This is a genomic window from Micromonospora sp. NPDC048999 (assembly GCF_040649295.1).
GTDB lineage: Bacteria > Actinomycetota > Actinomycetes > Mycobacteriales > Micromonosporaceae > Micromonospora.
Genome location: NZ_JBEZFI010000010.1, coordinates 149700 through 173160 on the forward strand (window position 1 = coordinate 149700; position 23461 = coordinate 173160).

Annotated in this window: 26 protein-coding genes; 11 read left to right on the forward strand and 15 right to left on the reverse strand. The window is 73.8% G+C overall.

Going from position 1 to position 23461, the window contains the following annotated elements:
* Positions 1-114: 114 nt before the first annotated feature.
* Positions 115-420 (forward strand): hypothetical protein, encoded by a 306-nt coding sequence (locus tag AB0C02_RS14835; RefSeq protein ID WP_357548288.1) that lies wholly within the window; start codon positions 115-117, stop codon positions 418-420.
* A complete protein-coding gene (locus tag AB0C02_RS14840; RefSeq protein ID WP_357548289.1) occupies positions 417-821 on the forward strand; it encodes a hypothetical protein in 405 nt (134 codons plus the stop codon). Before AB0C02_RS14835 ends, AB0C02_RS14840 begins: the two co-directional genes overlap by 4 nt.
* A 69-nt stretch (positions 822-890) precedes the next feature.
* On the opposite strand, the gene AB0C02_RS14845 is transcribed toward AB0C02_RS14840, so the two are convergent.
* Both AB0C02_RS14845 and AB0C02_RS14850 read right to left on the reverse strand, forming a co-directional pair.
* Entirely contained in the window at positions 891-2249 is a 1359-nt protein-coding gene (locus AB0C02_RS14845; RefSeq protein WP_357548290.1) for a PHB depolymerase family esterase, read from the reverse strand.
* Positions 2250-2449: 200 nt separating this feature from the next.
* Positions 2450-3331, reverse strand: a complete 882-nt coding sequence (locus tag AB0C02_RS14850; RefSeq protein ID WP_357548291.1) for a winged helix-turn-helix transcriptional regulator — start codon at positions 3329-3331, stop codon at positions 2450-2452.
* 83 nt (positions 3332-3414) lie between these two features.
* Between AB0C02_RS14850 and AB0C02_RS14855 the strand changes: the two genes are divergently transcribed.
* A complete protein-coding gene (locus AB0C02_RS14855; RefSeq protein ID WP_357548293.1) occupies positions 3415-4680 on the forward strand; it encodes an MFS transporter in 1266 nt (421 codons plus the stop codon).
* A 3-nt stretch (positions 4681-4683) separates the two neighbouring features.
* Here AB0C02_RS14855 and AB0C02_RS14860 read toward each other — a convergent pair whose 3' ends face one another.
* Entirely contained in the window at positions 4684-4974 is a 291-nt protein-coding gene (locus tag AB0C02_RS14860; protein ID WP_357548295.1) for a helix-turn-helix domain-containing protein, read from the reverse strand.
* Positions 4975-5138: 164 nt separating this feature from the next.
* On the opposite strand from AB0C02_RS14860, the gene AB0C02_RS14865 reads away from it, so the two are divergent.
* Together AB0C02_RS14865 and AB0C02_RS14870 are read left to right on the forward strand one after the other, a co-directional pair.
* Positions 5139-5921, forward strand: a complete 783-nt coding sequence (locus AB0C02_RS14865) for a hypothetical protein (protein WP_357548296.1) — start codon at positions 5139-5141, stop codon at positions 5919-5921.
* Between the two features lie 73 nt (positions 5922-5994).
* Complete coding sequence (locus AB0C02_RS14870; protein WP_357548344.1) at positions 5995-6285, forward strand: transcriptional regulator; 291 nt, start codon at positions 5995-5997, stop codon at positions 6283-6285.
* Positions 6286-6324: 39 nt separating this feature from the next.
* Here the strand turns inward: AB0C02_RS14870 and AB0C02_RS14875 are convergent, their stop codons facing one another.
* Positions 6325-7452 carry an FAD-dependent monooxygenase gene (locus AB0C02_RS14875; RefSeq protein ID WP_357548297.1) on the reverse strand — a complete coding sequence of 376 codons (1128 nt, stop codon included), beginning with the start codon at positions 7450-7452 and terminating at the stop codon, positions 6325-6327.
* A 76-nt stretch (positions 7453-7528) separates the two neighbouring features.
* Here AB0C02_RS14875 and AB0C02_RS14880 point away from each other — a divergent pair, with 76 nt between their 5' ends.
* A complete protein-coding gene (locus AB0C02_RS14880; protein WP_357548298.1) occupies positions 7529-8140 on the forward strand; it encodes a TetR family transcriptional regulator in 612 nt (203 codons plus the stop codon).
* Positions 8141-8151: 11 nt separating this feature from the next.
* On the opposite strand, the gene AB0C02_RS14885 is transcribed toward AB0C02_RS14880, so the two are convergent.
* Positions 8152-9225 carry a DUF4037 domain-containing protein gene (locus AB0C02_RS14885; RefSeq protein WP_357548299.1) on the reverse strand — a complete coding sequence of 358 codons (1074 nt, stop codon included), beginning with the start codon at positions 9223-9225 and terminating at the stop codon, positions 8152-8154.
* A gap of 95 nt (positions 9226-9320) precedes the next feature.
* Here AB0C02_RS14885 and AB0C02_RS14890 point away from each other — a divergent pair, with 95 nt between their 5' ends.
* On the forward strand, positions 9321-10241 hold the full coding sequence (locus tag AB0C02_RS14890; protein WP_357548301.1) for a 5'-3' exonuclease: 921 nt from the start codon (positions 9321-9323) through the stop codon (positions 10239-10241).
* Between the two features lie 35 nt (positions 10242-10276).
* On the opposite strand, the gene AB0C02_RS14895 is transcribed toward AB0C02_RS14890, so the two are convergent.
* Positions 10277-13078 (reverse strand): DEAD/DEAH box helicase, encoded by a 2802-nt coding sequence (locus AB0C02_RS14895; protein ID WP_357548303.1) that lies wholly within the window; start codon positions 13076-13078, stop codon positions 10277-10279.
* Between the two features lie 76 nt (positions 13079-13154).
* On the opposite strand from AB0C02_RS14895, the gene AB0C02_RS14900 reads away from it, so the two are divergent.
* Complete coding sequence (locus AB0C02_RS14900) at positions 13155-13916, forward strand: HAD-IA family hydrolase (RefSeq protein WP_357548304.1); 762 nt, start codon at positions 13155-13157, stop codon at positions 13914-13916.
* Between the two features lie 122 nt (positions 13917-14038).
* Positions 14039-15004 (forward strand): EamA family transporter, encoded by a 966-nt coding sequence (locus AB0C02_RS14905; protein WP_357548305.1) that lies wholly within the window; start codon positions 14039-14041, stop codon positions 15002-15004.
* Here the strand turns inward: AB0C02_RS14905 and AB0C02_RS14910 are convergent.
* The gene (locus AB0C02_RS14910; RefSeq protein WP_357548307.1) at positions 14967-15893 is read right to left on the reverse strand and encodes a diacylglycerol kinase; all 927 of its coding nucleotides are present in this window, start codon (positions 15891-15893) and stop codon (positions 14967-14969) included. The genes AB0C02_RS14905 and AB0C02_RS14910 overlap by 38 nt on opposite strands.
* Before the next feature lie 30 nt (positions 15894-15923).
* On the reverse strand, positions 15924-16967 hold the full coding sequence (locus AB0C02_RS14915; RefSeq protein WP_357548309.1) for a zinc-dependent alcohol dehydrogenase family protein: 1044 nt from the start codon (positions 16965-16967) through the stop codon (positions 15924-15926).
* Between AB0C02_RS14915 and AB0C02_RS14920 the strand changes: the two genes are divergently transcribed.
* Positions 16947-17216, forward strand: a complete 270-nt coding sequence (locus AB0C02_RS14920; protein WP_357548310.1) for a hypothetical protein — start codon at positions 16947-16949, stop codon at positions 17214-17216. The genes AB0C02_RS14915 and AB0C02_RS14920 overlap by 21 nt on opposite strands.
* Positions 17217-17300: 84 nt before the next feature.
* On the opposite strand, the gene tatC is transcribed toward AB0C02_RS14920, so the two are convergent.
* From tatC to AB0C02_RS14945, 5 genes are all read right to left on the reverse strand, one after another.
* Positions 17301-18254: a twin-arginine translocase subunit TatC gene (gene tatC / locus AB0C02_RS14925; protein ID WP_357548312.1), complete on the reverse strand. Its 954-nt coding sequence runs from the start codon at positions 18252-18254 to the stop codon at positions 17301-17303.
* Positions 18255-18271: 17 nt separating this feature from the next.
* Positions 18272-18550, reverse strand: coding sequence for a Sec-independent protein translocase subunit TatA (gene tatA, locus AB0C02_RS14930; RefSeq protein WP_357548313.1), 279 nt, complete (start codon positions 18548-18550; stop codon positions 18272-18274).
* Positions 18551-18768: 218 nt separating this feature from the next.
* The gene (locus AB0C02_RS14935) at positions 18769-19017 is read right to left on the reverse strand and encodes a hypothetical protein (protein WP_357548316.1); all 249 of its coding nucleotides are present in this window, start codon (positions 19015-19017) and stop codon (positions 18769-18771) included.
* Between the two features lie 10 nt (positions 19018-19027).
* The gene (locus AB0C02_RS14940) at positions 19028-20035 is read right to left on the reverse strand and encodes a YafY family protein (RefSeq protein WP_357548317.1); all 1008 of its coding nucleotides are present in this window, start codon (positions 20033-20035) and stop codon (positions 19028-19030) included.
* Positions 20032-21030 (reverse strand): WYL domain-containing protein, encoded by a 999-nt coding sequence (locus AB0C02_RS14945; RefSeq protein WP_357548320.1) that lies wholly within the window; start codon positions 21028-21030, stop codon positions 20032-20034. Before AB0C02_RS14945 ends, AB0C02_RS14940 begins: the two co-directional genes overlap by 4 nt.
* Before the next feature lie 96 nt (positions 21031-21126).
* Between AB0C02_RS14945 and AB0C02_RS14950 the strand changes: the two genes are divergently transcribed.
* Complete coding sequence (locus tag AB0C02_RS14950; protein ID WP_357548321.1) at positions 21127-22212, forward strand: DUF3866 family protein; 1086 nt, start codon at positions 21127-21129, stop codon at positions 22210-22212.
* 31 nt (positions 22213-22243) lie between these two features.
* Here the strand turns inward: AB0C02_RS14950 and AB0C02_RS14955 are convergent, their stop codons facing one another.
* Both AB0C02_RS14955 and AB0C02_RS14960 read right to left on the reverse strand, forming a co-directional pair.
* The gene (locus AB0C02_RS14955; protein WP_357548322.1) at positions 22244-22792 is read right to left on the reverse strand and encodes a carboxymuconolactone decarboxylase family protein; all 549 of its coding nucleotides are present in this window, start codon (positions 22790-22792) and stop codon (positions 22244-22246) included.
* Between the two features lie 353 nt (positions 22793-23145).
* The gene (locus AB0C02_RS14960; protein ID WP_357548324.1) at positions 23146-23340 is read right to left on the reverse strand and encodes a hypothetical protein; all 195 of its coding nucleotides are present in this window, start codon (positions 23338-23340) and stop codon (positions 23146-23148) included.
* Between the last annotated feature and the right edge of the window lie 121 nt (positions 23341-23461).

Genomic DNA, 23461 nt, shown 5'->3' on the forward strand with positions numbered 1-23461 from the left:
ATTCGGCTCTCTGCTCCGCGTACCCGGCGACGCCGGGCTCATGCGACGCGCCCCTGGCGGCGGTTCGCCGACGAGCAGTGCACTTGTGGCGTGTGACAGGGTACCGTATTCCGTATGACAAAGCGCCGAGTGACGGTCTCCGTGCCCGAAGACGTGGCCGAGACCCTGGAGCAGCAGCCCAAGGGACAGGCGAGCGCCTACGTGACCGAGGCCGTACGCGGCCACCGGGCATGGGAGCAGTTCCGCGCTGAACAGGCCCGTCGGGGCGTCCCGCTCACCGAGCAGGGCATGGCTGAGGCCCGTGCCCGCCGGTACGAGCTGCGCTCCCAGTGGCCGGCCGAGCGCTACGAGGCCCTGCGCGAGCAGGTCCGTCGGAATGTCGAGGACGGGCAGGCCGATCAGCAGACACCGGCCGCGTGAGCTGGAGGGACGAGGAGCGGCCGCCGGTAACCCTGTTGCTGGACCGCTCGGCTGCGCTGGGATACCTGGCCGGGTCGATCCATGTCACTGAGCCGGTGGGCGAGGTCATCAACGACCGGCAGCGGTTCGGAATCACCGCCGTCACCGTGGCCGAGGTGCTGGAGCTGGCGACCGACCCCAAGGATCGGGATGACCTGCACGTGCTACTCCGCATGGAATCCTGCGCGGTGCTGCCCACCTGGGGCGAGGACTGGCAGGAGCTGGGCTACTGGCGGGGGCTCACCGGCCGCGCCGACCTGGCCACCACCGTGATCGCGGCGCTGGAGCACCGGGCGTCGATCCTGACCGGCGAGGGACACCGCTACGGCGAGGGGCTGCCGGTCATAGACCTACCCGAGTAATCGGGACGCTGACCGGGCACCGGCGACCACCGCCGGGCGCCCCGATGGGACGCCCGGCGGCGAAATCGGTCAGGCGATCGTGCAGGTGGTGCCGTTGAGGGTGAACGAGGCGGGCTTCCCGGCGTTACCGGTGTGGTTGGCCTGGAAGCCGATGTTGGTCGACCCGTTCGGCGGGATGGTCGCGTTGTAGGAGAGGTTACGGGCGGTCACCGTGCCGCTGGCCGGCGTGTACGTGGCGTTCCAGCCGCTGGTGATGACCTGCCCACCGGGCAGCGTGAACACCAGACTCCAGCCGTTGATCGTCGCGGCACTGGTGTTGGTGATGGTCACGTCCGTGGTCAGGCCGTTGTTCCAGGCGTTCACCACGTACGCGACGCGGCACCCACCGGACGCCGGTGGTGTCGTGGGCGGCGCGGTGGTGGGCGGGGCCGTGGTCGGCGGCGGCGTCGTCGGAGGTGCGGTGGTCGGGGGTGCGGTGGTCGGGGGTGCGGTGGTCGGCGGGGTGCTGGTGTCCAGGCCGAAGAAGCGGATCGCCTGGGCCGCGTCGACCGGGAGGTTGTGCGACACCCCCTGCATGCTGATCGCCTCGACCGGCGCGGTGCCGCCGCTGTTGCCGTAGCGGGTACGGGTGTAGCCGGACTGCGGGCTGTCGGTGTACGTCGGGGTCTGGCTCAACCCGTTCAGGTTGGTCCACTGCTTGATCTCTTCACCGAAGTTCGGGTAGCGCAGGGTGTCGTCGCTGGTCCCGTGCCACAACTGCATCCGGGGCCGCTTGCCGTTGTACCCCGGGTACGCGTTGCGGACCAGGTCGCCCCACTGCTGCGCGGTCTTGATGATCTGCCCGTTCGCGCAGTCGCTGTTCCACTCGGAGCCGTTGGTGGTGGCGAAGCACCCGAAGGGCACACCGGCGAAGGCCGCGCCAGCGGCGAAAACGTCCGGGTAGAGGCCCAGCATGACGTTCGTCATCATGGCGCCGGACGAGACGCCGGTGGCGAAGATCCGGTTCGGGTCCACGTTGTAGCGCTGCCGCACGTAGTTGACCATCGACATGATGCCCACCGGGTCGCTGCCGCCGTCGCGGCGCAGCGCCTGCGGCGAGGAGACGTCGAAGCACTGGCTGCTGCGGGTCACCGACGGGTAGACCACGATGTAGCCGTACCGGTCGGCCAGCGACGCGAACTGCGAGCCGGAGTAGAACGCCGGCCCGGTGCCGGTGCAGTAGTGGATCGCCACCACCAGCGCCGGCTGCGCCGCGACCCGATCCGGCACGTACAGGTACATCCGCAGGTTGCTCGGGTTCGTGCCGAAGTTCGTCACCTCGGTCAGCGCCGCCGCTGAGGCGGGCGTCGCGGCGGTGACGGCGGCCACCGCGGTCAGCACGGCGGCGACCAGGGCCGCGCCAAGCAGTTTGATCCTCTTTCTCACCATGATTCTCCTCAGGTGGTGGGGACGCCGCGCCACGACAGGCATGCGCGACGTGCTCGCCGGCGAGGCGCCATCACGGCGGCCCGGACCCTCGGAGACGAGATAGACAACCGCAAATCACTGCGGTCGTGGTGGAGTTTACGGGCCGGCGTGGCCGCCAACAACGGTCCGCCCACCTGACGGGCCGACGACCGGCGACGCCGCTACCGGCTCGCGCGCCGGCGCACCTGCTCGAGCATCTCGTCGACCGATCCGGCCGGGTCGGTCACCGGGAACTGCACCGCGCGCACCACCGACTCCGGGTCGATCAGCAGCGTCAGCCGCTTGAACCGCTCCACCCCGCCGGCCCGGAAGGTCGGCAGCAGCAGACCGGCGGCGAGTCGGCCGTCCTCGTCGGACAGCAACGGGTACGGCAGCCGGGCGTGCTCGGCGAAGGCGCGCAACTGGTCCGGGCGCTGGGTGCTCGCGCCACGCAACTCGGCGCCAGCGACGCGGAAGAGGTCGTGCCGGTCGGCGTACGTCCGGGACTCAATCGTGCAGCCGACGGCGCCGGGGATGTCTCCCCAGCTCGGCGGGAGGCCCTGCGCGTCCGGCGCAAACGCCCCCGGGAAAAGGTAGAGGACGGTCCACCGGCCGGGCACGGCCGGCGCTTCCGCCCCGCCGTCGTGCCGGCGCAGCGCCAGCTCGGGCAGGCGGCGGCCGACCAGGCGGTGCACCCGGCGCGCCTCGGCGGAGTCGGCGTCGGCGGTGGCGGTGAGCACACCGTCGCCCATCACGTGCCGGGTGCCCCAGTCCTGCAACGCGACCAGGACCGGCAGCAGCGCCCCGCCCTTGCCGGTCAGCAGGTAGTCGTGGCGCGGTGGCTGCGCCGAGTACGGCTCGCGGCGCAGCACGCCCTGCTCGACCAGGCCGCCGAGCCGCTCGGTGAGCGCCCGCCGACTGACGCCCAGCTCCCGCTGAATCGCGTCGAACCGGGTGGTGCCGCCGGCGATCTCACGGACGATCAGGAAGGTCCACCAGTCGCCGAGCACGCCGAGCGCCTGGGCGATGCCACAGTCGGCGTCGCCAAGATCCGCCCGCCTCACAACCCACCTCCCGCTCGTCCGGCCGCCTCGAATATAGTCCGTTTCAATTTGGAACGCACTGGCTCGGATCGGGGGGTGACGGCATGTCCGTCGGACAGGAGGCCGGGGTGTTCTGGCGCTGGTGGACCGCCGGCACGACCAGCTCAGTCGGGTCGGCGGTCGGCGCGGTGGCGCTGCCGTTGACCGCACTGACCGTGCTGGACGCGTCCGCGTTCGAGATGGGGCTGATCGCCGCCGCCAGCTACGTGGCCTGGCTGGTGATCGGGCTGCCCGCCGGCGTGATCGTGCAACGGCTGCCGCTGCGCGGCGCCCAGGTCGGCGCCGACCTGGCCCGGGCCGTGGCCGTGGCGTCCATCCCGCTGGCCTGGTGGTGGGGCTGGCTGACCGTCGCCCAACTGGTCGTCGTCGCGCTGGTGATCAGCTTCGCCAACGTGCTCTTCGACGTTGCCAACTCCACCTTCCTGCCGGCCATCGTCAGCCGGGAACAGCTGCACGCCCGTAACAGCCTCACCTCGGCCACCCACGCCGCCACCCAGCTCAGCGGCCCGCCCCTCGGCGGCCTGGCCGTGCAGGCGCTCGGCGCGGTACCGACGCTGCTGGTCGACACGGCCAGCTACCTGCTCTCCGCCGCGCTGCTGTGGTCCCTGCCGGCCCGCCGGGCCGACGCCCCGGACCGGTGGCCCCCGGTACGCGTGATGGTCGCCGAGGGCTGGCGCTACGTCACCCGTCACACGGTCATGGGTCCGACGATGTGGTCGGCCACGGCGGTCAACTTCGTCTGCGGGGCGCAGCTCGCCGTGTACCCGCTCTACCTCGTCCGGGAGCTGCACGCCCCGGCCGCGCTGGTCGGCGTGCTGCTCGCGGTCGAGGGGGCCGGGTCACTGGTCGGCGCGACGCTGACCCCATGGATCACCAGGCGGTGGGGCACCGCCCGGTCCCTGGTGGTCGCCTGCGTGGTGGCCGTCGGGGGCGCGTTCCTGGTGCCGGTGGGCTCCGGCTGGCCCGCGTACCTGGCGTTCGCCGCGGGCAACATGGTCTTCGCCGGGGGCGTGGTGGTGCTCAGCGTGACCACCCGCACCTACCGGCAGACGGCCAGCCCGCCCGACCTGCTCTCCCGGGTGATGGCCACGGTCCGCTTCGTCTCCTGGGGAGCGATCCCGGTCGGTGGGCTGGTCGCCGGGGCACTCGCCGGCCTGGCCGGGGCGCGCGCCACCCTCCTCGTGTTCGCGGCGGCGGCGGTGCTGGCACCCCTCGCGCTGCTTCTGTCCCCCGTACGTGGGCTGCGCAACCTCACCGACCTGCGGGTCGACGACCCGGCGGGGCCACGGCCCGTCGCGCCGGTCGGCTGACCGTCAGCCCTCCGGCCGTGCGGCCGCGCCCCACGTCCACATCGCCCCCAACACCGGGAGCAGCCCTTGCCCCCGCTCGGTGAGGGTGTAGGTCACCCGCGGCGGCCATGAGGCGGTACGCCGGCGGGCGACCACCCCGGCCTCGGTCAGCTGGGCCAGCCGGTCGGCCAGCACCTTGTCGGAGAGCGCGGGCAGCGCCCGGGCCAGGTCGGTGAAGCCGCGCGACCCCTGCGCGAGCTCACCGATCACCAGGGCCGTCCAGCGGCCCCGCAGCGCGGCGAGGGTGATCTCCATGGGGTGAAGGTCTCCGCCCACGACCCGTGGGAGTTCCGGCGGCTGTCCGCCGTGGACGGCGTCGGATCGGCCACCTGAGGACGGAAGAGACGCTTGCCAACAGCCATGAGGCAACTACACTTTGCGTTGCAAAGTATCGTGCTGATGCAAAGCTTAGGAGCGCCATGGATCAGACGAGCGAGGGACAGGTCACGCAGACCTTGGCCGAGCTGGAGCGACTGCGGCGACGGACACGGAAACGAGCACACGGCGGGGCATGGCTGCCGGCCCTCGGCATCGCCGTGCTGCTGCTTGCCAGTAGCGCGCTCTACCGCCACCCATTCGCCGCGACCTACAGCATCTCGGTCGACTCCCCCTACTGGGCTGGACTGCCCGACGAGCAACGCGACCCGCTCGCGTCGTACCTGTTCTGGTTCCTCTGCACGCCACTGCTGCTCGCCGTCGTTGGCGTCTGGTATCGGTGGCGGTCGCGATCGCTGGGCCTGCGGGTGGCCTGGCCACTATTCGCCGGTACCGGCCTCGGCGTACTGCTCCTGCTGGCCGTGCTCGCGGCCGTGCCGACGCAGGAACAGCAACAGTCCGACACCTTGAACCCGAGCCCGGACCACTTCTGGCTGGCCGGTCTGCTTACACCCTTGCTGCCAATCGCAGCGGCCGTGATAGCCCTGGGCTGGGCAGAACGCAGCCGGAGTCTGACAATCGCCGGCGGATGGATCGCTATCCTCACGGTCTGGCTGTGCGGCTGGCTCCCGATGGGATATCTACCCGGCTGGGCCACCGACATCCTCGGCGGCGACCTGACCGGCCTGATGAATGGGTCTCCGACCTCCCTCGGCGGACAAATCGACTTGAGGCCGGGAATCTGGCTCACCCTGATGGCTCTGCCGCTGGTCACGTTCGCCGCGATCCGGGGCTGGCAGAGCTGGCGGGCGACCAGCGGTGGCTGATTCGCCGTCGCTACCCGAGCCAGCGCCCCCGGCTCATCCAGCGCTGGCGCTGAACGATGTCGTACACCAGCGTGTGCGACTTGCCATTCTCACCGTGCTGAGCGAGACGCAGGAGTGCAAGTTCTCCACCCTTCGCGACGAGCTCAAGCTGACCGATGGCAACCTCAACCGGCACCTTCGCGTCCTCGAAGAGGCGAGCCTGCTCCAGGTAGTCAAGGGATACGAAGGCCGGCGCCCGACCACCTGGTTACGACTGACCAGACAAGGCCGAGCGGCGCTGCGCGCCGAGATTGCCGCTCTGGAGCAGTTGGTCTCCCGAGTCCGGAATGCAAGCACCGCCCACCTGAACAACGACGCCATCTGACCGAGTTGCCGCAACGCCGCTCTTGGGACAGTGCGAACGTCAACGGGCCGGGGACGGGGCCGCCGGTCGGACGCGGGTGAACACCCGGGCGGCGGTGTTGCGGGCCGCGAGGCCGAGCCGGGTACGGGGCACAAGCAGCCCGGCCGCGTACCTGGCGAACCGCTGCTTCGGCTCGGTGCGGCGGCGGTGCACCGCCTCGTAGCGGCGGAACGCCGCGCCGTGCTCGTCGCCGGCCAGGGCCTCGGCGAGGGTGTGGGCGCCGGCGATGGCGAGGCTGGAGCCCTCGCCGAGCAACGAGACGCAGGAGGCCGAATCACCCACAAGCCCGATCCGCCCCCTCGACCAGCGGGCCAGGCGCACCCGGCTCACGCTGTCGAAGTAGAGGTCGTCGGCGGCGCGCACCCGGTCGAGCAGTTCCGGCACCCGCCAGCCCCGGTCGTCCTGGTACGCCTCGACGACGATCCGCTTGTGCTGCGCGAGGTCGCGATGGTCGAAGCCGTCGACCATCGCGCCCCAGAAGATGAACGCGGCCATGGCGTCGCCCCGGGCCGGGTGCACCGAGGCGAGCCGCCCCGGCGTGTTGTGGAGCAGCACGTGCTGTGGGTCGTCGGCGGGGCCGCCGAGCGGCAGGCCGGCGACCCACATGCCCAGATGGCGAACATGCTCCGCCTCCGGCCCGAAGGCTAGGCGACGCACCGTCGAGTGCAGGCCGTCCGCCCCGACCACCAGGTCGAAGCGCTGGGGCTCACCCCGGGCGAAGGTCACGTCGACGCCGCCCGCGTCCTCGGCCAACGCGGTGATCGTGTCGTCGTACCGCAACTCGACGTCGTCGGCCACGGCCTGCTGCAGGATCGCGGCCAGGTCGGCACGGGGTATCTCCACCTCGGTGCGACCGGCGGCGCCCACCATCGGCAACCGGGCGATCGGCGCCCCGGCGGCGTCCAGCAGCAGCGCGCCGGTCACCGAGGTGGCGGCCGCGCGCAGGCGCTCGAGCAGGCCCATCGCCTCGATCACCGGAACGGCGGGGCCGCGCACGTCGACCGGGGCGCCGCTGGACCGTTGACCGGCGGCGCGCTCCACGACGGTCGGCCGGAATCCATTTCGGGCGAGCCACCAGGCGAGCGTGTTGCCCGCGATGCCGCCGCCGGAGATGAGAACTGTCCGCATGGGAACGACGCTACTGGCACTCGCTGCCATTTGGCAATGTACGCCATTCGACTTTCGGTGCCGTATCATCGCCGGCATGTCGCTACGTGACCGAAAGCGGGCCCGGACCCGGCAGGCGCTCATCGACGCCGCCGTCGACCTCTTCGAGCGCCACGGCTACGACCGCACCGGCGTCGCCGACATCGCCGCCGCCGCCGAGGTCGGCACCCGGACCTTCTTCCGGTACTTCCCCAGCAAGGAGGCGCTGCTCTTCCCCGAGGCCGACGACCGGATCCGGGCCGCCGTCGAGGCGATCGCCACTCGCGGGCCGGACGAGCGACCGGCCGAGGTGCTGCTACGGGCGCTACGTACCGTGACCGCCGACAGCGAGGATATGGGCAGTCGACTCGCCGCGCTGCGGCTACGGCTGATCCGCGACGTGCCGGTCGTACGCGGGCGTGCCCTGCAACTCCAACTCGACGCCCAGCGGGAGATCGCCCGGCACCTCGCCGCCACGTACCCGGAGCAGCTCGACCCGGTGACGGCGGCGGCGCTGGTCGGGGCGTTCATCGGCGCGGTGGCCGGCGCGCTCCAGGTGCTCCTCGACGACCCGGACCAGGCCGCCGACCCGGCGACCGTGCAGGCCGCCCTGCGCCGGGCCACCGAGATCGCCCTCACCGGCTGGACCGCCGCCGCCCCGACCGGCTGACCCCCGACGGGTCAGTCCGCCAGCACCGCTGCGGCCACCCGGCGTACCCGCTCGGGGCGGGTGAGCACGGCGACGTTGTCGAGGTACTGGTCGACGGCCCCGACCGGCGGGCGGGCCCGCAGCGCCGGGTCCCGCACCGCAGCCCGCAGCGCCGCGGTGAGCCGGTCCGCGTGCAGGACCAGGAACGGCCGGTCGTGGAACGGGCGCACGCTCGGGTCGACCGCGGCGGCCAGCCCGGTGTCGTTGGTCCAGGTCGCGACGGTCTCCAGCGCCCGGACCAGCCCGGCCTGCCGGGCCGGCCAGTCGCCCGGCCCGAGCGCCACGGCCAACGCCTCCCGCACGGGCTCCGCCGCCGGCAAGCGCGCGAAGACGGTGCCGAGCCACTTCGCGTACGGGGGCCACCGCCGGTGCAGCAGCAGACCGAGCCGCATGAGGTCCCGGGCCAGGCCACCGGTCACCACCCGGCTGCCCAGCTCGTCGCCGACCTCGGCGCACCGGCCGGCCAGGTGTTCGGCCTGACCGACCCGATGCCAGCCGGACGCCAGCACGTGCCGCCACACGTCGTCGGGATACCAGGCCAGCCGGGCGCGGGCGGCGATCAGCGCCCCGTCGAGCCCGTCATGGAAGACTGCCCCGCCGGTCAACTCGGCGAGCCGCTGGGTGGGTACGGACAGCCAGTCCGCCACCTCCATCCCGGCGCTCGGGTCGCAGCCGAGCCGCCCGCACAGCCACCCGCCCAGCACGTCGACGTTCACCCCGTGCCGGTCGCCGTCGACGCGGGCCACACCGAGCCGGACGTCCGGGCCGCCCACGAACCGGGCCGGCCAGCCGAGGAACTCGCCCGGCAGCTCCGCGTCCAGGACCGCCCGCACCGGCGCGACGTCGGCGGAATCGGCGACGAAGAGCTGCGCGCGCGGCCCCCAGTCGTGGTCGGTGGAGCGCGGGGTGTCCAGCCCGAGCAGTTCCGAGCCGCCGTCGAGCAGCCCGGCGGCGTAGCGGAGGCCGGGCAGGCGGCGGGCCAGCAGCGGGGCGAGGACCTCGTCGTGGAAACGCCGGCAGAGCGTCAGGCCGGGCACGAAAGCCATGCCGTCAGTCTGCCGGCCGCGCACCGGAGCACCCAGCGGTTATCGGCCGGTGTCGCCGCCCCGCCTCGTCCCACCGTTGTGCCACGCTGGTGCGCGTGGCACACCAACCCCCGATCCTACTGATCGACTCCCCCAGCCTCTATTTCCGCGCCTACTTCGGCATTCCCGAGTCGGCGGCGAAGACCGCCGACGGCCAGCCGGTCAACGCCGTCCGCGGCTTCCTCGACATGCTCGCCCAGCTCACCCGCACCCGCCGGCCGGACCGGATGATCTGCGCGCTCGACCACGACTGGCGGCCGGCATGGCGGGTGGAGCTGCTGCCGTCGTACAAGGCCCACCGGGTCGCGCCGGCCGGCGGCGAGGTGGTGCCGGACACGCTGTCCCCCCAGGTGCCGATGATCCTGGAGGTGCTCGACGCGCTCGGTATCACCGCGGTCGGCGCCACCGGCTACGAGGCCGACGACGTGCTCGGCACCCTCTCGGTGACCCAACCCGGCCCGGTGGAGGTGGTCTCCGGCGACCGTGACCTGTTCCAGCTCGTCGACGACGCCCGCCAGGTGCGGCTGCTCTACGTCGGGCGGGGCGTGGCCAAGCTGGAGGACTGCGACGACGCGGCCGTGCGCGCCCGCTACGGCGTCCCCGCCGACCGCTACGCCGACTTCGCCGCGCTACGCGGCGACCCGAGCGACGGGCTGCCCGGCGTGCCCGGCGTGGGCGAGAAGACCGCCGCCCGGCTGATCGACCGGTACGACGGGCTGCCCGGCATCCTCGCCGCGCTCGACGACCCGACGTCCGGCTTCGCCCCCGGCCTGCGGGCCAAGCTGGCGGCGGCCCGGGACTACCTGGCGGTCGCGCCGAAGGTGGTCCGGGTGGCCACCGACGTACCGCTGCCGGCGCTGGCCACGGCGTTGCCGACGGCGCCAGCGGACCCGGACCGGCTGCTGGAGCTGGCGCAGCGGTGGAACCTGGCCGGCTCGTGCCGACGCCTGGTCGACGCGCTCGCCGCCCGATCCTGACCGGCGGGCGGCAGCCGGGACCAGAGCGGGGGCGCTCAGGCGGCGCCGTGGTAGGCCAGCACGCCCCGCTTGACGGCGGCGATCGCCTGCCGGGCGGTGGCCCGCAGCTCCGCGGACGCGCCGCCGGAGTCGGCGAGCTGGCCGAGCAGGTCGACCACCTGCCGCGCCCAGCGGACGAAGTCCCCCGCGGGCATCTCGCCGTCGATCTGGTGGCCGCTGGCGAGCACCTTCGCCAGGGCCTCACCCCGCGCCCACCGGTAGATCGGCCAGGCGAAGCCCAGGTCCGGCTCGCGGGTGACCGCGAGCCCCCGGGCTGCCTCGTCCGCCTCGATGTCGCCCCAGAGCTTGAGGGTCTCGTCCACCGCGTCGACGACCGCCCCGCGCGGCAGGGAGGCCCGCTCGTCGACGTCCCGGCGCGCCTCGAAGACCACCACGGACACGGCGGCGGCCAGTTCGGCCGGGGACAGCCCGTCCCAGACCTTGCGGCGCAGGCACTCGGCGACCAGCAGGTCCGCCTCCGTCCAGATCCGGCCGAGCATCCGCCCGGCGTCGGTGACCTCGCCCTCCGCCGAGAGGTAGCCCCGCGCGGTCAGCAGCGCCACGATCCGGTCGAAGGTACGGGCGAGGGAGCCCGTCCGGCCGGCGACCCGCTGACGCAGCTCCTCGGTGTCCCGCTCCAGGCGGCGGCGCCGCTCCGCCCAGCGGGCGTGTTCCTCCCGCTCCGGGCAGGCGTGGCACGGGTGCCGGCGCAGCTCGGTGCGGAGCTGGCTGAGCCGGTGGTCCTCGCCGGCGGCCTGCCGGGACCGCCCGCCGCGCCGCCCGCCGTGCCGGTCCAGCCCGGTGCCGCTGACAGCCGCGGCGAGGTCCCGCCGGGCGGCCGGCGACCGGTGGTTGAAGTGTTTCGGCACCCGGATGCGGGCGAGCACCTCGGCCGGCGTGGTGAAGTCACCCGGGGTGACCCGGCCGGCCCACCGGTCCTGGGTGAGCACCAGCGGGCGCGGCTCGCCGAAGCCGCCGGTGGCCGGGTCGAGCACCACGGCGAGGCCGGCCCGGCGGCCGGACGGCACCCGGATCACGTCACCGACGCGCAGCCGCTCCAGCGACTCGACGGCGGCGGCCTTGCGCTGGGTCTGCCCCTGCCGGGCGATGGCGCGCTCCCGGTCGGCGATGGCCACCCGCAGGGCGAAGTATTCGTCGAAGTCGCCGTGGTGGCAGGCCGCCTCCACGCCGTACGCCTCGATGGTCTCGGTGTTGCGCTGCACCTGCCGGGCCAGGCCGACCACCGACCGGTCCGCCTGGAACTGCGCGAACGAGGACTCCAGCAGCGCCCGGGCGGGCTCGGCGCCGACCGTGCCGACCAGGTTGACCGCCATGTTGTACGACGGCCGGAAGCTGGACCGCAGCGGATAGGTGCGGGTGGAGGCGAGGCCGGCGACGTGCCGGGGGTCGGTCTCCGGCGACCAGACCACGACCGCGTGGCCTTCCACGTCGATGCCGCGACGGCCGGCCCGGCCGGTGAGCTGCGTGTATTCCCCCGGGGTGAGGTCGACGTGCGCCTCGCCGTTGAACTTGACCAGGCGTTCGAGCACGACGCAGCGGGCCGGCATGTTGATGCCCAGCGCCAGGGTCTCGGTGGCGAAGACCGCCTTCACCAGGCCCCGGACGAACAGTTCCTCGACGACCTCCTTGAAGGCGGGCAGCATGCCGGCGTGGTGGGCGGCGAGCCCGCGCTCCAGGCCGTCGAGCCACTCCCAGTACCCGAGCACCGACAGGTCCTCGCCCGGAATGGCGGTGACCCGGGACTCGACCACCCGGCGGATCTCGGCGCGCTCCTCCGGCGAGGTCAGCCGCAGCCCGGCGGCGAGACACTGCTGCACCGCCGCGTCGCAGCCGGCCCGGCTGAAGATGAACAGGATCGCCGGAAGCAGCCCCTCCCGGTCGAGCCGGTCGACGATGTCGGGGCGCATCGGGCCGCGCCAGCGCGGGCCGCGCCGCCCGCCGCCGGGGCCGGCGCTGCGCCCCTCCCCCAGCTCGAGCCGGCGCATCGTGTCCCGGGTGTAGCGCAGCAGCTCCGGGTGCACGTCGTGCTTGCGGGCGGCGTCGGCGTCGTGGAACAGGTCGAACATCCGCCGGCCGACCAGCATGTGCTGCCACAGCGGCACCGGCCGGTGCTCGCTGACCACCACGGCGGTCTCGCCCCGCACGGTGACCAGCCAGTCGGCAAACTCCTCCGCGTTGGAGACGGTGGCCGACAGGGAGACCAGGGTGACCGAGGCGGGCAGGTGGATGATCACCTCTTCCCAGACCCCGCCGCGGAACCGGTCGGCGAGGTAGTGCACCTCGTCCATCACCACGTAGGCCAGGCCCTCGAGGGTGGCCGAGCCGGCGTAGAGCATGTTGCGCAGCACCTCGGTGGTCATCACCACCACGGGCGCGTCGCCGTTGATCGCGTTGTCGCCGGTGAGCAGGCCGACCTGCTCGGCGCCGTAGCGGTCGACCAGGTCGTGGTACTTCTGGTTGGACAGGGCCTTGATCGGCGTGGTGTAGAAGCACTTGCGCCGGGTGGGCGGCTCCGCGCCGCCGTCGGCAGCCGCCGGCCTGTCGGGCGTGCCATGCAACGCCAGGTGTACGGCGAACTCGCCGACCACGGTCTTGCCGGCCCCGGTCGGGGCGCAGACCAGCACGCCGCTGCCCCGTTCCAGGGCCTCGCACGCCTCGCGCTGGAAGTCGTCGAGGTCGAACACCAGCTCTCGGGCGAATTCGTGCAGGGCCGGGAAGGCGGAAGCCTGGGCGGCCTGGCGGCGCGCCGCGGCGTACCGCTCAGCGGGGCTCGACATACCTCCAAGATTAATCGGTCCGCCTGACGGCCACCGGCCAAGGGCATCCGGCAACCGGGTCGGTAGGGTGCACGACGTGCCGGACCGTACCGAACCGCCTCACGCCCCGAACGGCGTCGACGACGCCCACCCGGGCGCGTCCCGCCGCACCGTTGAGGCGGTGCTCTTCGACTTCCACGGCACCCTCGCCCAGGTGGAGGAGCCTCGGGAGTGGGTGCTGGCCGCCGCGGCGGCGTGCGGGGTGGGGTTGGACCGGGTCCGAGCCACCGCACTGGCCGACCGGCTGCTCACCGCGGGCCGGGCGGGCGGGCCGCTGCCGGCCCGGGTGCCGCCCCGGCTGGCCGAGCTGTGGGCCGACCGTGATCTCTACCCGTACGCCCACCGGGGCGCGTACACGGGGCTGGCGGAGACCGTCGACGCGGGCATCGACGGGTTCGCCGACGCGCTCTACGAGCGGGTGCTGGTGCCCGAGGGCTGGGTGCCGTACCCGGACACCGAGCCGGTGCTCAGGGCGCTGCGCCGGGCCGGCGTGAAGGTGGCGGTGGTCAGCAACATCGGCTTCGACATCCGGCCGCTCCTCACCGCCTGGGGGCTCGACGGGCTGATCGACGCCTACGCCCTGTCGTACGAGGTGGGGCGCTGCAAGCCCGACCCGGGGATCTTCTACCGCGCCTGCGGGATGCTCGGCGTCGACCCGGAGCGGGCGCTGATGGTGGGCGACACGCCCGCCGACGCGGGTGCCGTCGGGGCCGGCTGCGCGGTGCTGGTGCTGCCCTGCGCCGACGCGGGGCACCCCAACGGCCTGGGCGCGACGCTCGACCTCGCCGTGCCCGCCTGAGGCGTTTCACGGGCCCGGAATCCGCTGGCGGCCCCGCTGGACGGCACCGGCCGGAGTGACCGCCGACCTACCCGCGACGCCCGGTTATCAGGCCTCTCACCTGGGGTTTTAGCGTCACGGGCATGACGACCGACGGAACCTCGACCGCACCCGCTCCAGCCGGGCGCGCCGGCGGTCGCCTCGGCGCCGTCGGGCTGGTGCTGGGCGGGGCGCTCTCGGTGCAGTTCGGGTCGGCGTTCGCCGCGCTGCTCTTCCCGCGCACCGGGGTGGCCGGAGCGGTGACGCTGCGGCTGGCCATCGGCGCGCTGCTGATGCTGGCCGTGTGCCGGCCCCGACTGCGCGGGTACAACCGCGCCGACTGGGCCGCCGTGATCGCCTTCGGGCTGGCGCTGGCCGGCATGAACTCGATCTTCTATCAGGCCATCGAGCGGATTCCGCTCGGCCCGGCGGTGACCCTGGAGGTGCTCGGGCCGCTGGCGTTGTCGGTGGTCACCGCCCGCCGACGGGCCGCCTGGTGCTGGGCCGCACTGGCCCTGGGCGGGGTGGCGCTGCTCGGACAGGGTGGCTTCGCGCGGCTGAATCCGGTCGGGGCCGGGCTGGCGCTGGCCGCGGGCGCGCTGTGGGCGGCGTACATCGTCTGCTCGGCCCGGGTCGGCAGGCGGTTCCCCCGCGCCGACGGGCTGGCCCTGGCGCTCACGGTGGCCGCACTGGTCACCCTGCCGATCGGGCTGGTCGACTCGGGCCATCGGCTGTGGCACCCGACGGTGCTGGGGCTCGGCACCGGGCTGGCCCTGCTCGCCTCGGTGCTGCCGTACACCCTGGAGCTGGCGGCACTGCGGCGGCTGCCCACGGCGACCTTCGCCGTGTTGATGAGCCTCGGCCCGGCGATCGCCGCGCTGGCCGGCTGGCTGGTGCTCGATCAGCAACTGGCGGCGGTGGAGATCGTCGCGATCGGCCTGGTGATCGCCGCCAGCGTCGGCGCGGTCCGGGCCGGCGCCCCCACCGCCGGGCCCCCGCCCGACCGGCCCGGACCAGACGACGTCGACCTGGTCAGCGCAGCAGCCGCACCGCAGCCGGCACCGCGCTGATCCGCACCGGCAGCTCGGCCCCCCGCTCCCCGTCCGCGTAGGTGGTGATGCCGGGGGCGTCCAGTTCCACGGTCCGGGCCCGGTGGACGCGTACCAACGGGTGCGCGACGTGGGTGCCCTGATAGATGCGGGGCTTGACCCGGATCAGGGTGCGCCGGTCGAAGCGCCCGCCCACCACCACGTCCAGCAGCCCGTCGGTGGGGTCGGCGTCGGGGCAGATCCGCATGCCGCCGCCGTAGCTGGCACAGTTGCCGACGGCGACGAGGACCGCGTCCACCTCGTGCTCCACGCCGTCGAGGCGCAGCCGGTAGCGGCGCGGCCGCAGCCGGGCCAGCTCGACCAGGATGGCCAGGTCGTAGCGGCGCGGGCCGCGCGGCCAGCGCATCCGGTTGGCCCGCTCGTTGACGATCGCGTCGAAGCCCGCCGCCAGCACCGCCCCGTACCAGCGGTCGCCGCCGTCGGCGTCGGTGACCCGGGCCAGGTCGACAGGGCGGGTCCGGCCGCCGCGCAGCGCGTCGACGATCACCTCGACGGCCGCGAGCGGGTCGGCGGGGAACCCGGTCTCGGCCGCGAAGTCGTTTCCAGTTCCGGCGGGAACCGGGCCGAACGGCACACCCGTGCCGGCCACGGCCTGCAGCGCCCGGTGGATCGTGCCGTCCCCGCCCACCGCGACCAGCGCGCCGGCGCCGTCGGCGACCGCGGCGTCGCAGGCGGCCTCCGCCTCGGCCGGGGTACGCGCCTCCAGCACCCGGACCGGCCGGCCGGCACCGGCCAGCCGGTCCAGCAGCCGGGGCAGCAGGCCACGGTGCCGTCCCCGACCGGCGGTCGGGTTGGCGAGCACGGCGACGGGGCCGGGCGGGACAGGATCGTGCACGGTCACGGCGAGCACCGTACGGCACGACCGACGCCACCCACCAGGTCAGAAGGTGATGCGCACCTTCAGCGCGGTGCGTTCGTCCATCGCCCGGTAGCCCTCGGGCACCCCGTCGAGGGTCACCGACCGGTCGAAGACCGGGGACGGGTCGATGGTGCCGTCCAGCACGTCCGCGAGCAGTTCCGGCAGGTACGCCCGGGCCGGCGCGACACCGCCGGCGAGAGCCACATTACGTTCGAACATCTGACCGAGGTCGACCCCGGCCCTGCCGCCATGCGGGACGCCGACGTAACCGACCGTGCCGCCGTCCCGGGCGACGGAAATCGCGGTACGCATCGACTCCACCGTGCCGACCGCCTCCAGCACGGCGTGCGCGCCCTGCCCCTTGGTCAGCTCCCGGACCGCGGCGACCGCCGCCTCGCCCCGCTCGGCGACCACATCCGTGGCACCGAAGGAGCGGGCGATGTCGGTCCGCGCGGTGTGCCGGCCCAGCGCGATGATCTGGTCGGCGCCGAGCCGCTTCGCGGCCAGCACCCCGCACAGGCCGACCGCGCCGTCACCGACGACCGCCACGGTGGCTCCCGGGCGGACCCGGGCGGCGAGGGCCGCGTGGTGACCGGTGGACATGACGTCGGACAGGGCCAGCAACGCGGTGAGCAGCCGATCGTCGCCCGCCGCCTCGGCGGGCAGCCGGACCAGAGTGCCGTCGGCGTACGGGACCCGGACGGCCTCCCCCTGGCCGCCGTCCGAGCCCGGGGAGCCCCAGAAGCCGCCGACCGGGCAGGAGGTGTGCAGCCCGTCCCGGCAGAAGTCGCAGACACCATCGGACCACACGAACGGAGCCACCACCAGGTCGCCCACCCGTACCGAGCCGACCTCAGCGCCGACGGCCTCCACCACGCCGAGGAACTCGTGCCCGATCCGCTGCCCCGGCTGTCGGGCGGCCACCCCACGGTAGGCCCACAGGTCGCTGCCGCAGATGCAGGCGAGCACGACGCGGACCACGGCGTCGGTGGGGTTGCGGACGGTGGCGTCCGGCACCTCCTCGATGCGGATGTCGTTGGGTCCATGGATCACGGTGGCGCGCATGCGGTGGTGTCCTCCGGTACGGGTCAGGGCTCTCAGCAGTATCCGGTTGCCGGCGTCGGCGCGGGCAGGCAGGGTGACGACGACGACGCCGAGCCGGGGAGGTACGAGGTGGACCAGCGACGCGACCTGACCACGGCCGCCGGCCTGGACGCCGCGACGGTGGTGCTGGTCGAGGGCGACAGCGACCGCCGCGCGGTCGAGGCGGTGGCCCGCCGGCCCGGACGCCACCGCCGCTGGACCGCCTGCTGACGCTGCTCTGACAGCCCGGTCCCGGTACGCGGAACGCCGCCCCCGGACGGGGGCGGCGTTCCGGTGCTACTCGGCGCGAACCGGTCAGGTCATGTCGTCGTAGCGGCGTTCGATCGGCGTCGGTGCGGCGACCGGCTCGGGTGCGTCGATCGGCGCGACCGATTCGGCCCGCCCCCCGGCCTCCACCGACTCGGTGGACAGGTCCAGCGGCGACACCTCGTCGTCGGCCACGCCCGCGTAGATCTCCCGGCCCCGCCCGCGCCGCTTGTCGTTGAGGAAGGCGATCCCGACCGCGATGAAGTAGAGCAGGGAGAGCGCGGTGGCCAGCAGCGTCATGCCGAACGGCCCCGGGTCCGGCGTGGCGATCGCGGCGAACGCGAAGGACACGAAGATCACCACGCGCCACCAGCTCAGCAGCCGCTTCGCGCTGGCTATCCCGGTGAAGTTGAGCATGAGCAGGATCAGCGGGAACTCGAACGCCACCCCGAACAGCAGGATCATGTTGGTGACGAACGCGATGTACGCGCTGACCTCGAACTGGTTGGACAGCCCGCCCAGCCCGGCCTCCATCAGGAACCCGAGGCCCTTGTCCACCACGAAGTAGGCCAGCACCCCACCGGCGGCGAACAGCGGCGCGGCGATCGCCACGAAGACGTACGCCCACTTGCGCTCGTTCCGGTGCAGGCCGGGGGCGATGAACGCCCAGAGCTGGTAGAGCCAGACCGGCCCGCCGATGATCAAGCCGAGCCAGAGCGCCAGCTTCAGCTTCAGCGTGAAACCCGTCGTCGGCGCAAAGGCCAGCAGGACCTGGCAATGTCCCGTCGCGTCCGTCGTGTTGGGCAGCCGGCAGTATGGCCGCTTCAACAACTCGAAGACCGGGTCGGCCAGAAAATAGCCGATGATCAGGCCGACGACGATCGCCAACGACGCGCGGAACAGCCGGCTGCGCAGCTCACGGATGTGCTCGACGAGCGTCATCGAGCCGTCGGAGGCCCGCTCGAAGCCGCTCGGGCCGCGCTTCTTCAACGCGAAGGCCACGGTGGTGGGCCCTTCGATCAGTTGTCGCGGACGCGCTGAACCGGATCGACCGGCTGCTGCGGCTGCGGGGCGTACTGCTGCTGGCCGGCCTGCGGCGGAAGCGGCTGGTAGCCGGCCTGCGCGTCGGCCTTCTCGGCCAGGTCACCGTCGTCGTCGCGCAGGCTCTTGGTCTCAGCCTTGATGATCCGCAGCGAGCGGCCCAGCGAACGGGCCGTGTCGGGGAGCCGCTTCGCGCCGAAGAGCAGGATCAGCACGGCCACGAGGATGGCAATGTGCCACGGCCTGAGGGCACCCATGGGAAGCTCCAGTCGCTCAAGTGTCGGTCAGAGGTGGTCGCAGCCCATCGTACGTGCGTCGCAACGGGTTTCCACCCCGCCGGGCCTGCCAGTGCAGGCCTGGTCGGTGAAGTCTCGACCAACCCGGAGTGTCCCGTCAACCGCCCACGGCGGCACGATTGAGCACGCAACCTCCGCCGAACGCGCAGCTAACCGCGTACGCGACCGACGGCCGTCGATCACCTCACGCGCCTGACCTTGATCAACGCCATTCGTTCCTGCGCGACGGCCGCCCGCTCCTGCAGCGCGGCGGCGCGCTCCTGAAGCACCTCGGCCGCGGACCGCAGCGCCTCCGCCTCGGCCTGCCGACGCTGCAACGCCACCGCCGCCCGACGCAGCCCGGGCAGCCGAACCAGCACCGGGCGGACCGCGAGGGCCAGCACGAGCAGCGCCGACACCACGAGCCCGAGCACGATCCACGTCACCACGCCGGTCAGCCTACTGGGTGGCGCCGGCCGGCGCCGGGCCGGCGCGGTCCACCGGCGTCGCGTACGCGTCGAGCGCGGCGGCCGCCTGGGCGCGGACCTGCTCGGCCAGCTCGGCCGGGGCGATCACGGTGACCTCCGGGCCGAGCCCCAGCACGAACCGGCGGGCCCACCCGAGGTCGGTCACCCGCAGCGACACCAGCCACTGCTCGCCGTCGGCCTCCACCCGCTCGCACGGGTAGTACTCGGTGATCCACCGCTCGCCCCGGCCGATCCGCAGAGTGATCAGCGGCAGGTCCGGCGCGGGGCGAAACACCCCGTCGCTCAGGTCCTGCGGACGGGCCTGCGGCGGCACCACCGCCGGCTCCGCCAGCTCGGTGACCGCGTCGATCCGGTCGGCCCGGAACAGCCGGACCGCCTCGGCGCGGCGGCACCACGCCTCCACGTACGCCCGGCCGGCGACCATCAGCATCCGCAGCGGGTCGACGGTCCGCTCGGTGGTCTCGTCCCGCGCGGCCGTGTAATAGGTGATCCGCAACGCCCGGCCGCGCTCCACGGCGGCCCGCAGCTCGCGTACCCGGGCGGTGTCGGCGGGCAGCCGGACCTCCACCGGGGCGCCGGCCAGGTCCCCGGCCGCGCTCTCGATCTTGGCGAGGGCCCGCTCCACGGCCTCCCGGTTGGCCACCCCCGGCGTCTCGGCGAGCATCCGCAGCGCCACCACCAGGGCGAGCGCCTCGTCCGGGGTGAGCCGCAACGGCCGGTCGATCCCGGCGTCGTAGGTGATGGTGACCCGGTCGCCGTCGAACGCCATGTCGATCAGATCACCCGGGCCGTAGCCGGGCAGCCCGCACACCCAGAGCAGCTCCAGGTCCTCGCGGAGCTGCCGCTCGGTCGTCCCCAGGTCCCGCGCCGCCTCGGCGATCTCGATGCCGGGGCGGGCCAGCAGGTAGGGCACCAGGTTGAGCAGCCGGGCGAGCCGGTCGGCGGAGGCACGGCCACCACGGGCCGCCGGCCGGGTCACCGGGCACCCCCGGCCAGCGCCGGCTCGTCGTGCCGGGCCGCGATCTCCTTCAACCGTTGGATGACCGCCTCCCGCACCTCCGGCGGCTCCAACACCCGCACGTCCGGGCCGTACCCGACGATCTGGCCGGCCAGGTAGTCGGCGTCGGCGTACGACAGGACCAGGCGGTCGCCGTCCGGCCCGCAGGTGCTCTCCGTCGCCCAGCGACGCAGCCCGGCGGCCCGCCCCGGGGCCACCAGCACCGTCGCCCGGCCGGTCCGCTCCACCGGCCCGGACCAGCGGGCCACGTGGCTGATCAGGTCCACCCCGACGGGCGGCTCGTACGCCCCGGACCCACCGGTCGCCCGGACCGCGCCCACCACCCGGGAGAGCCGGAAGCAGCGGGTGGCCGCCCGGTCCAGGTCGTGGCCGACCACATACCACCGGCCACGCCAGCAGACCACGCCCCACGGCTGCAACCGCCGACCGGTCGGGGCGTCCCGGTCCGGCACCCGGTAGTCGAAGTTGACCTCCCGCCGGTCGCGGGCGGCGGCGGTCAGCGGGGCGAACGCCGGGTCGACCGTCACCATCGGCTCCAGACCCAGGGTGGCCTGCGGGTCCACGTCGATGCCGGCGGCGCGCAGCTTCGCCAGCCCGGACGAGGCGGCGGCGGCCAGGCCGGCGTGCTGCCACAGCCGCGCCGCGATGCCCACGGCGGCGGCCTCGTCGGGCTCGAGGGGGATGTCGGGCAGGGCGTACTCGCGGGGGGCGATCCGGTAGCCCGGCTCGGCGTCGAACACGCTGGCCGTCCCGGTCTCCAACGGCACCCCGAGCTCCCGCAGCTCGGCCTTGTCCCGCTCGAACTTGCGCTGGAACGCCTCGTGGTCCTTCGCGTCCTCCGGATCGTGCTCGTAGCCGGGCACGGTCGCGGCAATCTGCGCGGCGGTCAGGAACCGTCGCGTGGACAGCAGGCAGATCACCAGGTTGACCAGGCGTTCGGTACGGCTCCGCGACACATGTGAACGCTAGCAGCCCGCGCGCCGTGGGCACGCACCCGCGCGCCGGCGACCCGGCCGCGCCGCGCCCCGCCCCCGGCCGATACGGTGCCGGGCATGGTGCGATGGCGGTCCGGCACGGTCACGGCGGTACGGCGGCGATGGGCCGGCGCGACGGAACTCGACGTCGACCTGCCCGACGGCGACCGGATGCGCGCGCTTGCCTACCCGGCGCTGGTCGGCGACCCGGAGCCCGGCGACCGGGTGCTGCTCAACGCCGGTGCCCTGCTGATGGGCCTCGGCACCGGCGGGTACGCGCTGGTCGTCGCCCTGCCCGACCGGCTGCCCGCCGACCCGCCGCAGGCCGCCGACACCCGCGCGGCCGGTCACCTGGTCAAGGCCCGCTACACCCCGCTGCAGCCGATCCTGCTCGGCGTCGACGAGGAGGCCTCCCCGCACCACGCCCTGCTGGCCGCCGCCGAGAACCTCGACGGGATGCCGGTGGTCACCGCCGACCTGCACTCCGCCCTGCCAGCGATCCTCGCCGGCGTGCACGCCGACGCGCCCGACGCCCGGGTGGCGTACCTGCTCACCGACGGCGGGGCGCTGCCGGCCTGGTTCTCCCGCACCCTCGCCGGGCTCGCCGGCCACCTCGTCGGCACGGTCAGCGTCGGGCAGGCGTTCGGCGGCGACCTGGAGGCGAGCACCCTGCACAGCGGCCTGCTCGCCGCCCGGCACGTGCTCCACGCCGACGTGGCGATCGTCGCCCAGGGCCCGGGCAACCTCGGCACCGGCACCCGCTGGGGCTTCTCCGGAGTGGCGGTCGGCGAGGCGGTCAACGCCGTCGCCGCCCTCGGCGGGCGGGCCGTCGGCTCGCTGCGCATCTCCGCCGCCGACCCCCGCCCCCGGCACCGCGGCGTCTCCCACCACAGCCTCACCGCGTACGGGCGGGTTGCCCTCGCCGCCGCGGAGCTGGTCGTGCCCGACGGCCTGGACCCGGACCTCGCGGCCGAGGTGGCCACAGCGCTGGCCCCCCTCGCCGACCGGCACCGGATCGTCGGCGTGCCCACCGACGGGCTGGACAAGGCGCTGCGGGCCAGCCCGGTCGGCCTGTCGACGATGGGTCGCGGCCTCGACGCCGACCACGCCTACTTCCTGGCCGCGGCCGCCGCCGGCCGCCACGCCGCCCTCCTGCTCGGCTGACGGTGGGCCCGGCCGGCGAGCGAACCGCCGTTCAACCCACGCTGTAACCGTCCGCGACGATCCGCTCGGCCGACCGCTCGTACACCTCCGAATCCTGCGGCGCCCAGGTGCCCAAGCCGTCGACGTACCGGTTGAACATGCAGAACGCGGCGGCGATCAGCACCGTGTCGTGGATCTCCAGATCGGTGGCGCCCTCGGCGCGGGCCGCGTCGACCAGCTCGACGGTGACCTCCCGGCCGCTGCGCTGCACCGCCGCGGCGATCCGCAGCAGCGCCCGCAGCTTGCCACTGATCGGCGCCGCGGCGACATCCCGGCGGACCTGCTCCACCAGCGGCATCCCGGCCGGCAGTTGGGCGGCGGCGAACGCCGAGTGCGACGAGCAGCAGAAGGTGCACTCGTTGAGGCCGGACACGTAGGCGGCGATGAGTTCGCGTTCACCGGCGCTCAGCGTCGGGTGCGGCGCGCGCAGCAGTTGCTCGGCGAGCGCGTTGAGCGGCCCCGCCGTCTCGGGACGGAACAGCATCGGCCCCGTGATGCCCGGATATGCCTTCTCGTCCAAACCAAGATCGATGTGCGCCACGGCGTCACCCTCCCCTACCCGAACCGGCCATGCCGGCGGCACCGAGCCCCGGCCCATCCGGCAACCTTTCAGGCGCCCAGGCGGGCCGCAACTTCCTGCGTGCGGTATTCACCGCTGCACATGCCGACCAATGGCCGCCGGGCCTGAAGAACGCACGATCGAAGGCCCTCCGGCGGGACGGCCACCTCCATGCTGTCGAAGCCCCATGGCACTGCGGCAGCTCCCCGAACGCCAGCTCGTCACCCCGGCGTCCCGACCCGGACGCCGCCTCCGGGTCGCCCTGATCAGCGCCACGGCCGGCGCCCTGCTCGCCGTCCTGTGGTCCGCGCCCGCGGCGTGCGGTCGCGTGCGGCTCAGCCGGCGAGGAAGATCAACGCGAGCCAGGCGCCCAGGATGACGAGCAGAGCCGCCGCCAGCACCCAGGTCGGCACCTTGTGCTCGCCACGGCGGTTCCGCTCGATCTCGGCGCGGATCTTCTCCCGACGCCGGTCGATCCAGTTGAGCTTCTCGGTGCCGCTGTCCCGGCCAGAGGGTTCGGAAGTGTTCATCGCGACGCCAGCGTACCCGTGCGCCGGCGGCCGGTGCCCGCGGGTCGTCGCGCCAGGCCAGGTTGGGGGCGAAGAGCACGGTGGAGCGGGCGGCGTCGATCCAGCCGGCCGCGCCGATGCC

What these genes read in the sequence shown, in the direction of transcription:
- AB0C02_RS14855 (WP_357548293.1), top strand. Translation starts at nt 3,415, where the DNA reads ATGTCCGTCGGACAGGAGGCCGGGGTGTTCTGGCGCTGGTGGACCGCC.
- AB0C02_RS14885 (WP_357548299.1), bottom strand. Translation starts at nt 9,225, where the DNA reads ATGGCTTTCGTGCCCGGCCTGACGCTCTGCCGGCGTTTCCACGACGAG.
- tatA (WP_357548313.1), bottom strand. Translation starts at nt 18,550, where the DNA reads ATGGGTGCCCTCAGGCCGTGGCACATTGCCATCCTCGTGGCCGTGCTG.
- AB0C02_RS14950 (WP_357548321.1), top strand. Translation starts at nt 21,127, where the DNA reads ATGGTGCGATGGCGGTCCGGCACGGTCACGGCGGTACGGCGGCGATGG.
- AB0C02_RS14860 (WP_357548295.1), bottom strand. Translation starts at nt 4,974, where the DNA reads ATGGAGATCACCCTCGCCGCGCTGCGGGGCCGCTGGACGGCCCTGGTG.
- AB0C02_RS14880 (WP_357548298.1), top strand. Translation starts at nt 7,529, where the DNA reads ATGTCGCTACGTGACCGAAAGCGGGCCCGGACCCGGCAGGCGCTCATC.
- AB0C02_RS14865 (WP_357548296.1), top strand. Translation starts at nt 5,139, where the DNA reads ATGGATCAGACGAGCGAGGGACAGGTCACGCAGACCTTGGCCGAGCTG.
- AB0C02_RS14845 (WP_357548290.1), bottom strand. Translation starts at nt 2,249, where the DNA reads ATGGTGAGAAAGAGGATCAAACTGCTTGGCGCGGCCCTGGTCGCCGCC.
- AB0C02_RS14920 (WP_357548310.1), top strand. Translation starts at nt 16,947, where the DNA reads ATGGATCACGGTGGCGCGCATGCGGTGGTGTCCTCCGGTACGGGTCAG.
- AB0C02_RS14915 (WP_357548309.1), bottom strand. Translation starts at nt 16,967, where the DNA reads ATGCGCGCCACCGTGATCCATGGACCCAACGACATCCGCATCGAGGAG.
- AB0C02_RS14895 (WP_357548303.1), bottom strand. Translation starts at nt 13,078, where the DNA reads ATGTCGAGCCCCGCTGAGCGGTACGCCGCGGCGCGCCGCCAGGCCGCC.
- AB0C02_RS14960 (WP_357548324.1), bottom strand. Translation starts at nt 23,340, where the DNA reads ATGAACACTTCCGAACCCTCTGGCCGGGACAGCGGCACCGAGAAGCTC.
- AB0C02_RS14905 (WP_357548305.1), top strand. Translation starts at nt 14,039, where the DNA reads ATGACGACCGACGGAACCTCGACCGCACCCGCTCCAGCCGGGCGCGCC.
- AB0C02_RS14835 (WP_357548288.1), top strand. Translation starts at nt 115, where the DNA reads ATGACAAAGCGCCGAGTGACGGTCTCCGTGCCCGAAGACGTGGCCGAG.
- AB0C02_RS14875 (WP_357548297.1), bottom strand. Translation starts at nt 7,452, where the DNA reads ATGCGGACAGTTCTCATCTCCGGCGGCGGCATCGCGGGCAACACGCTC.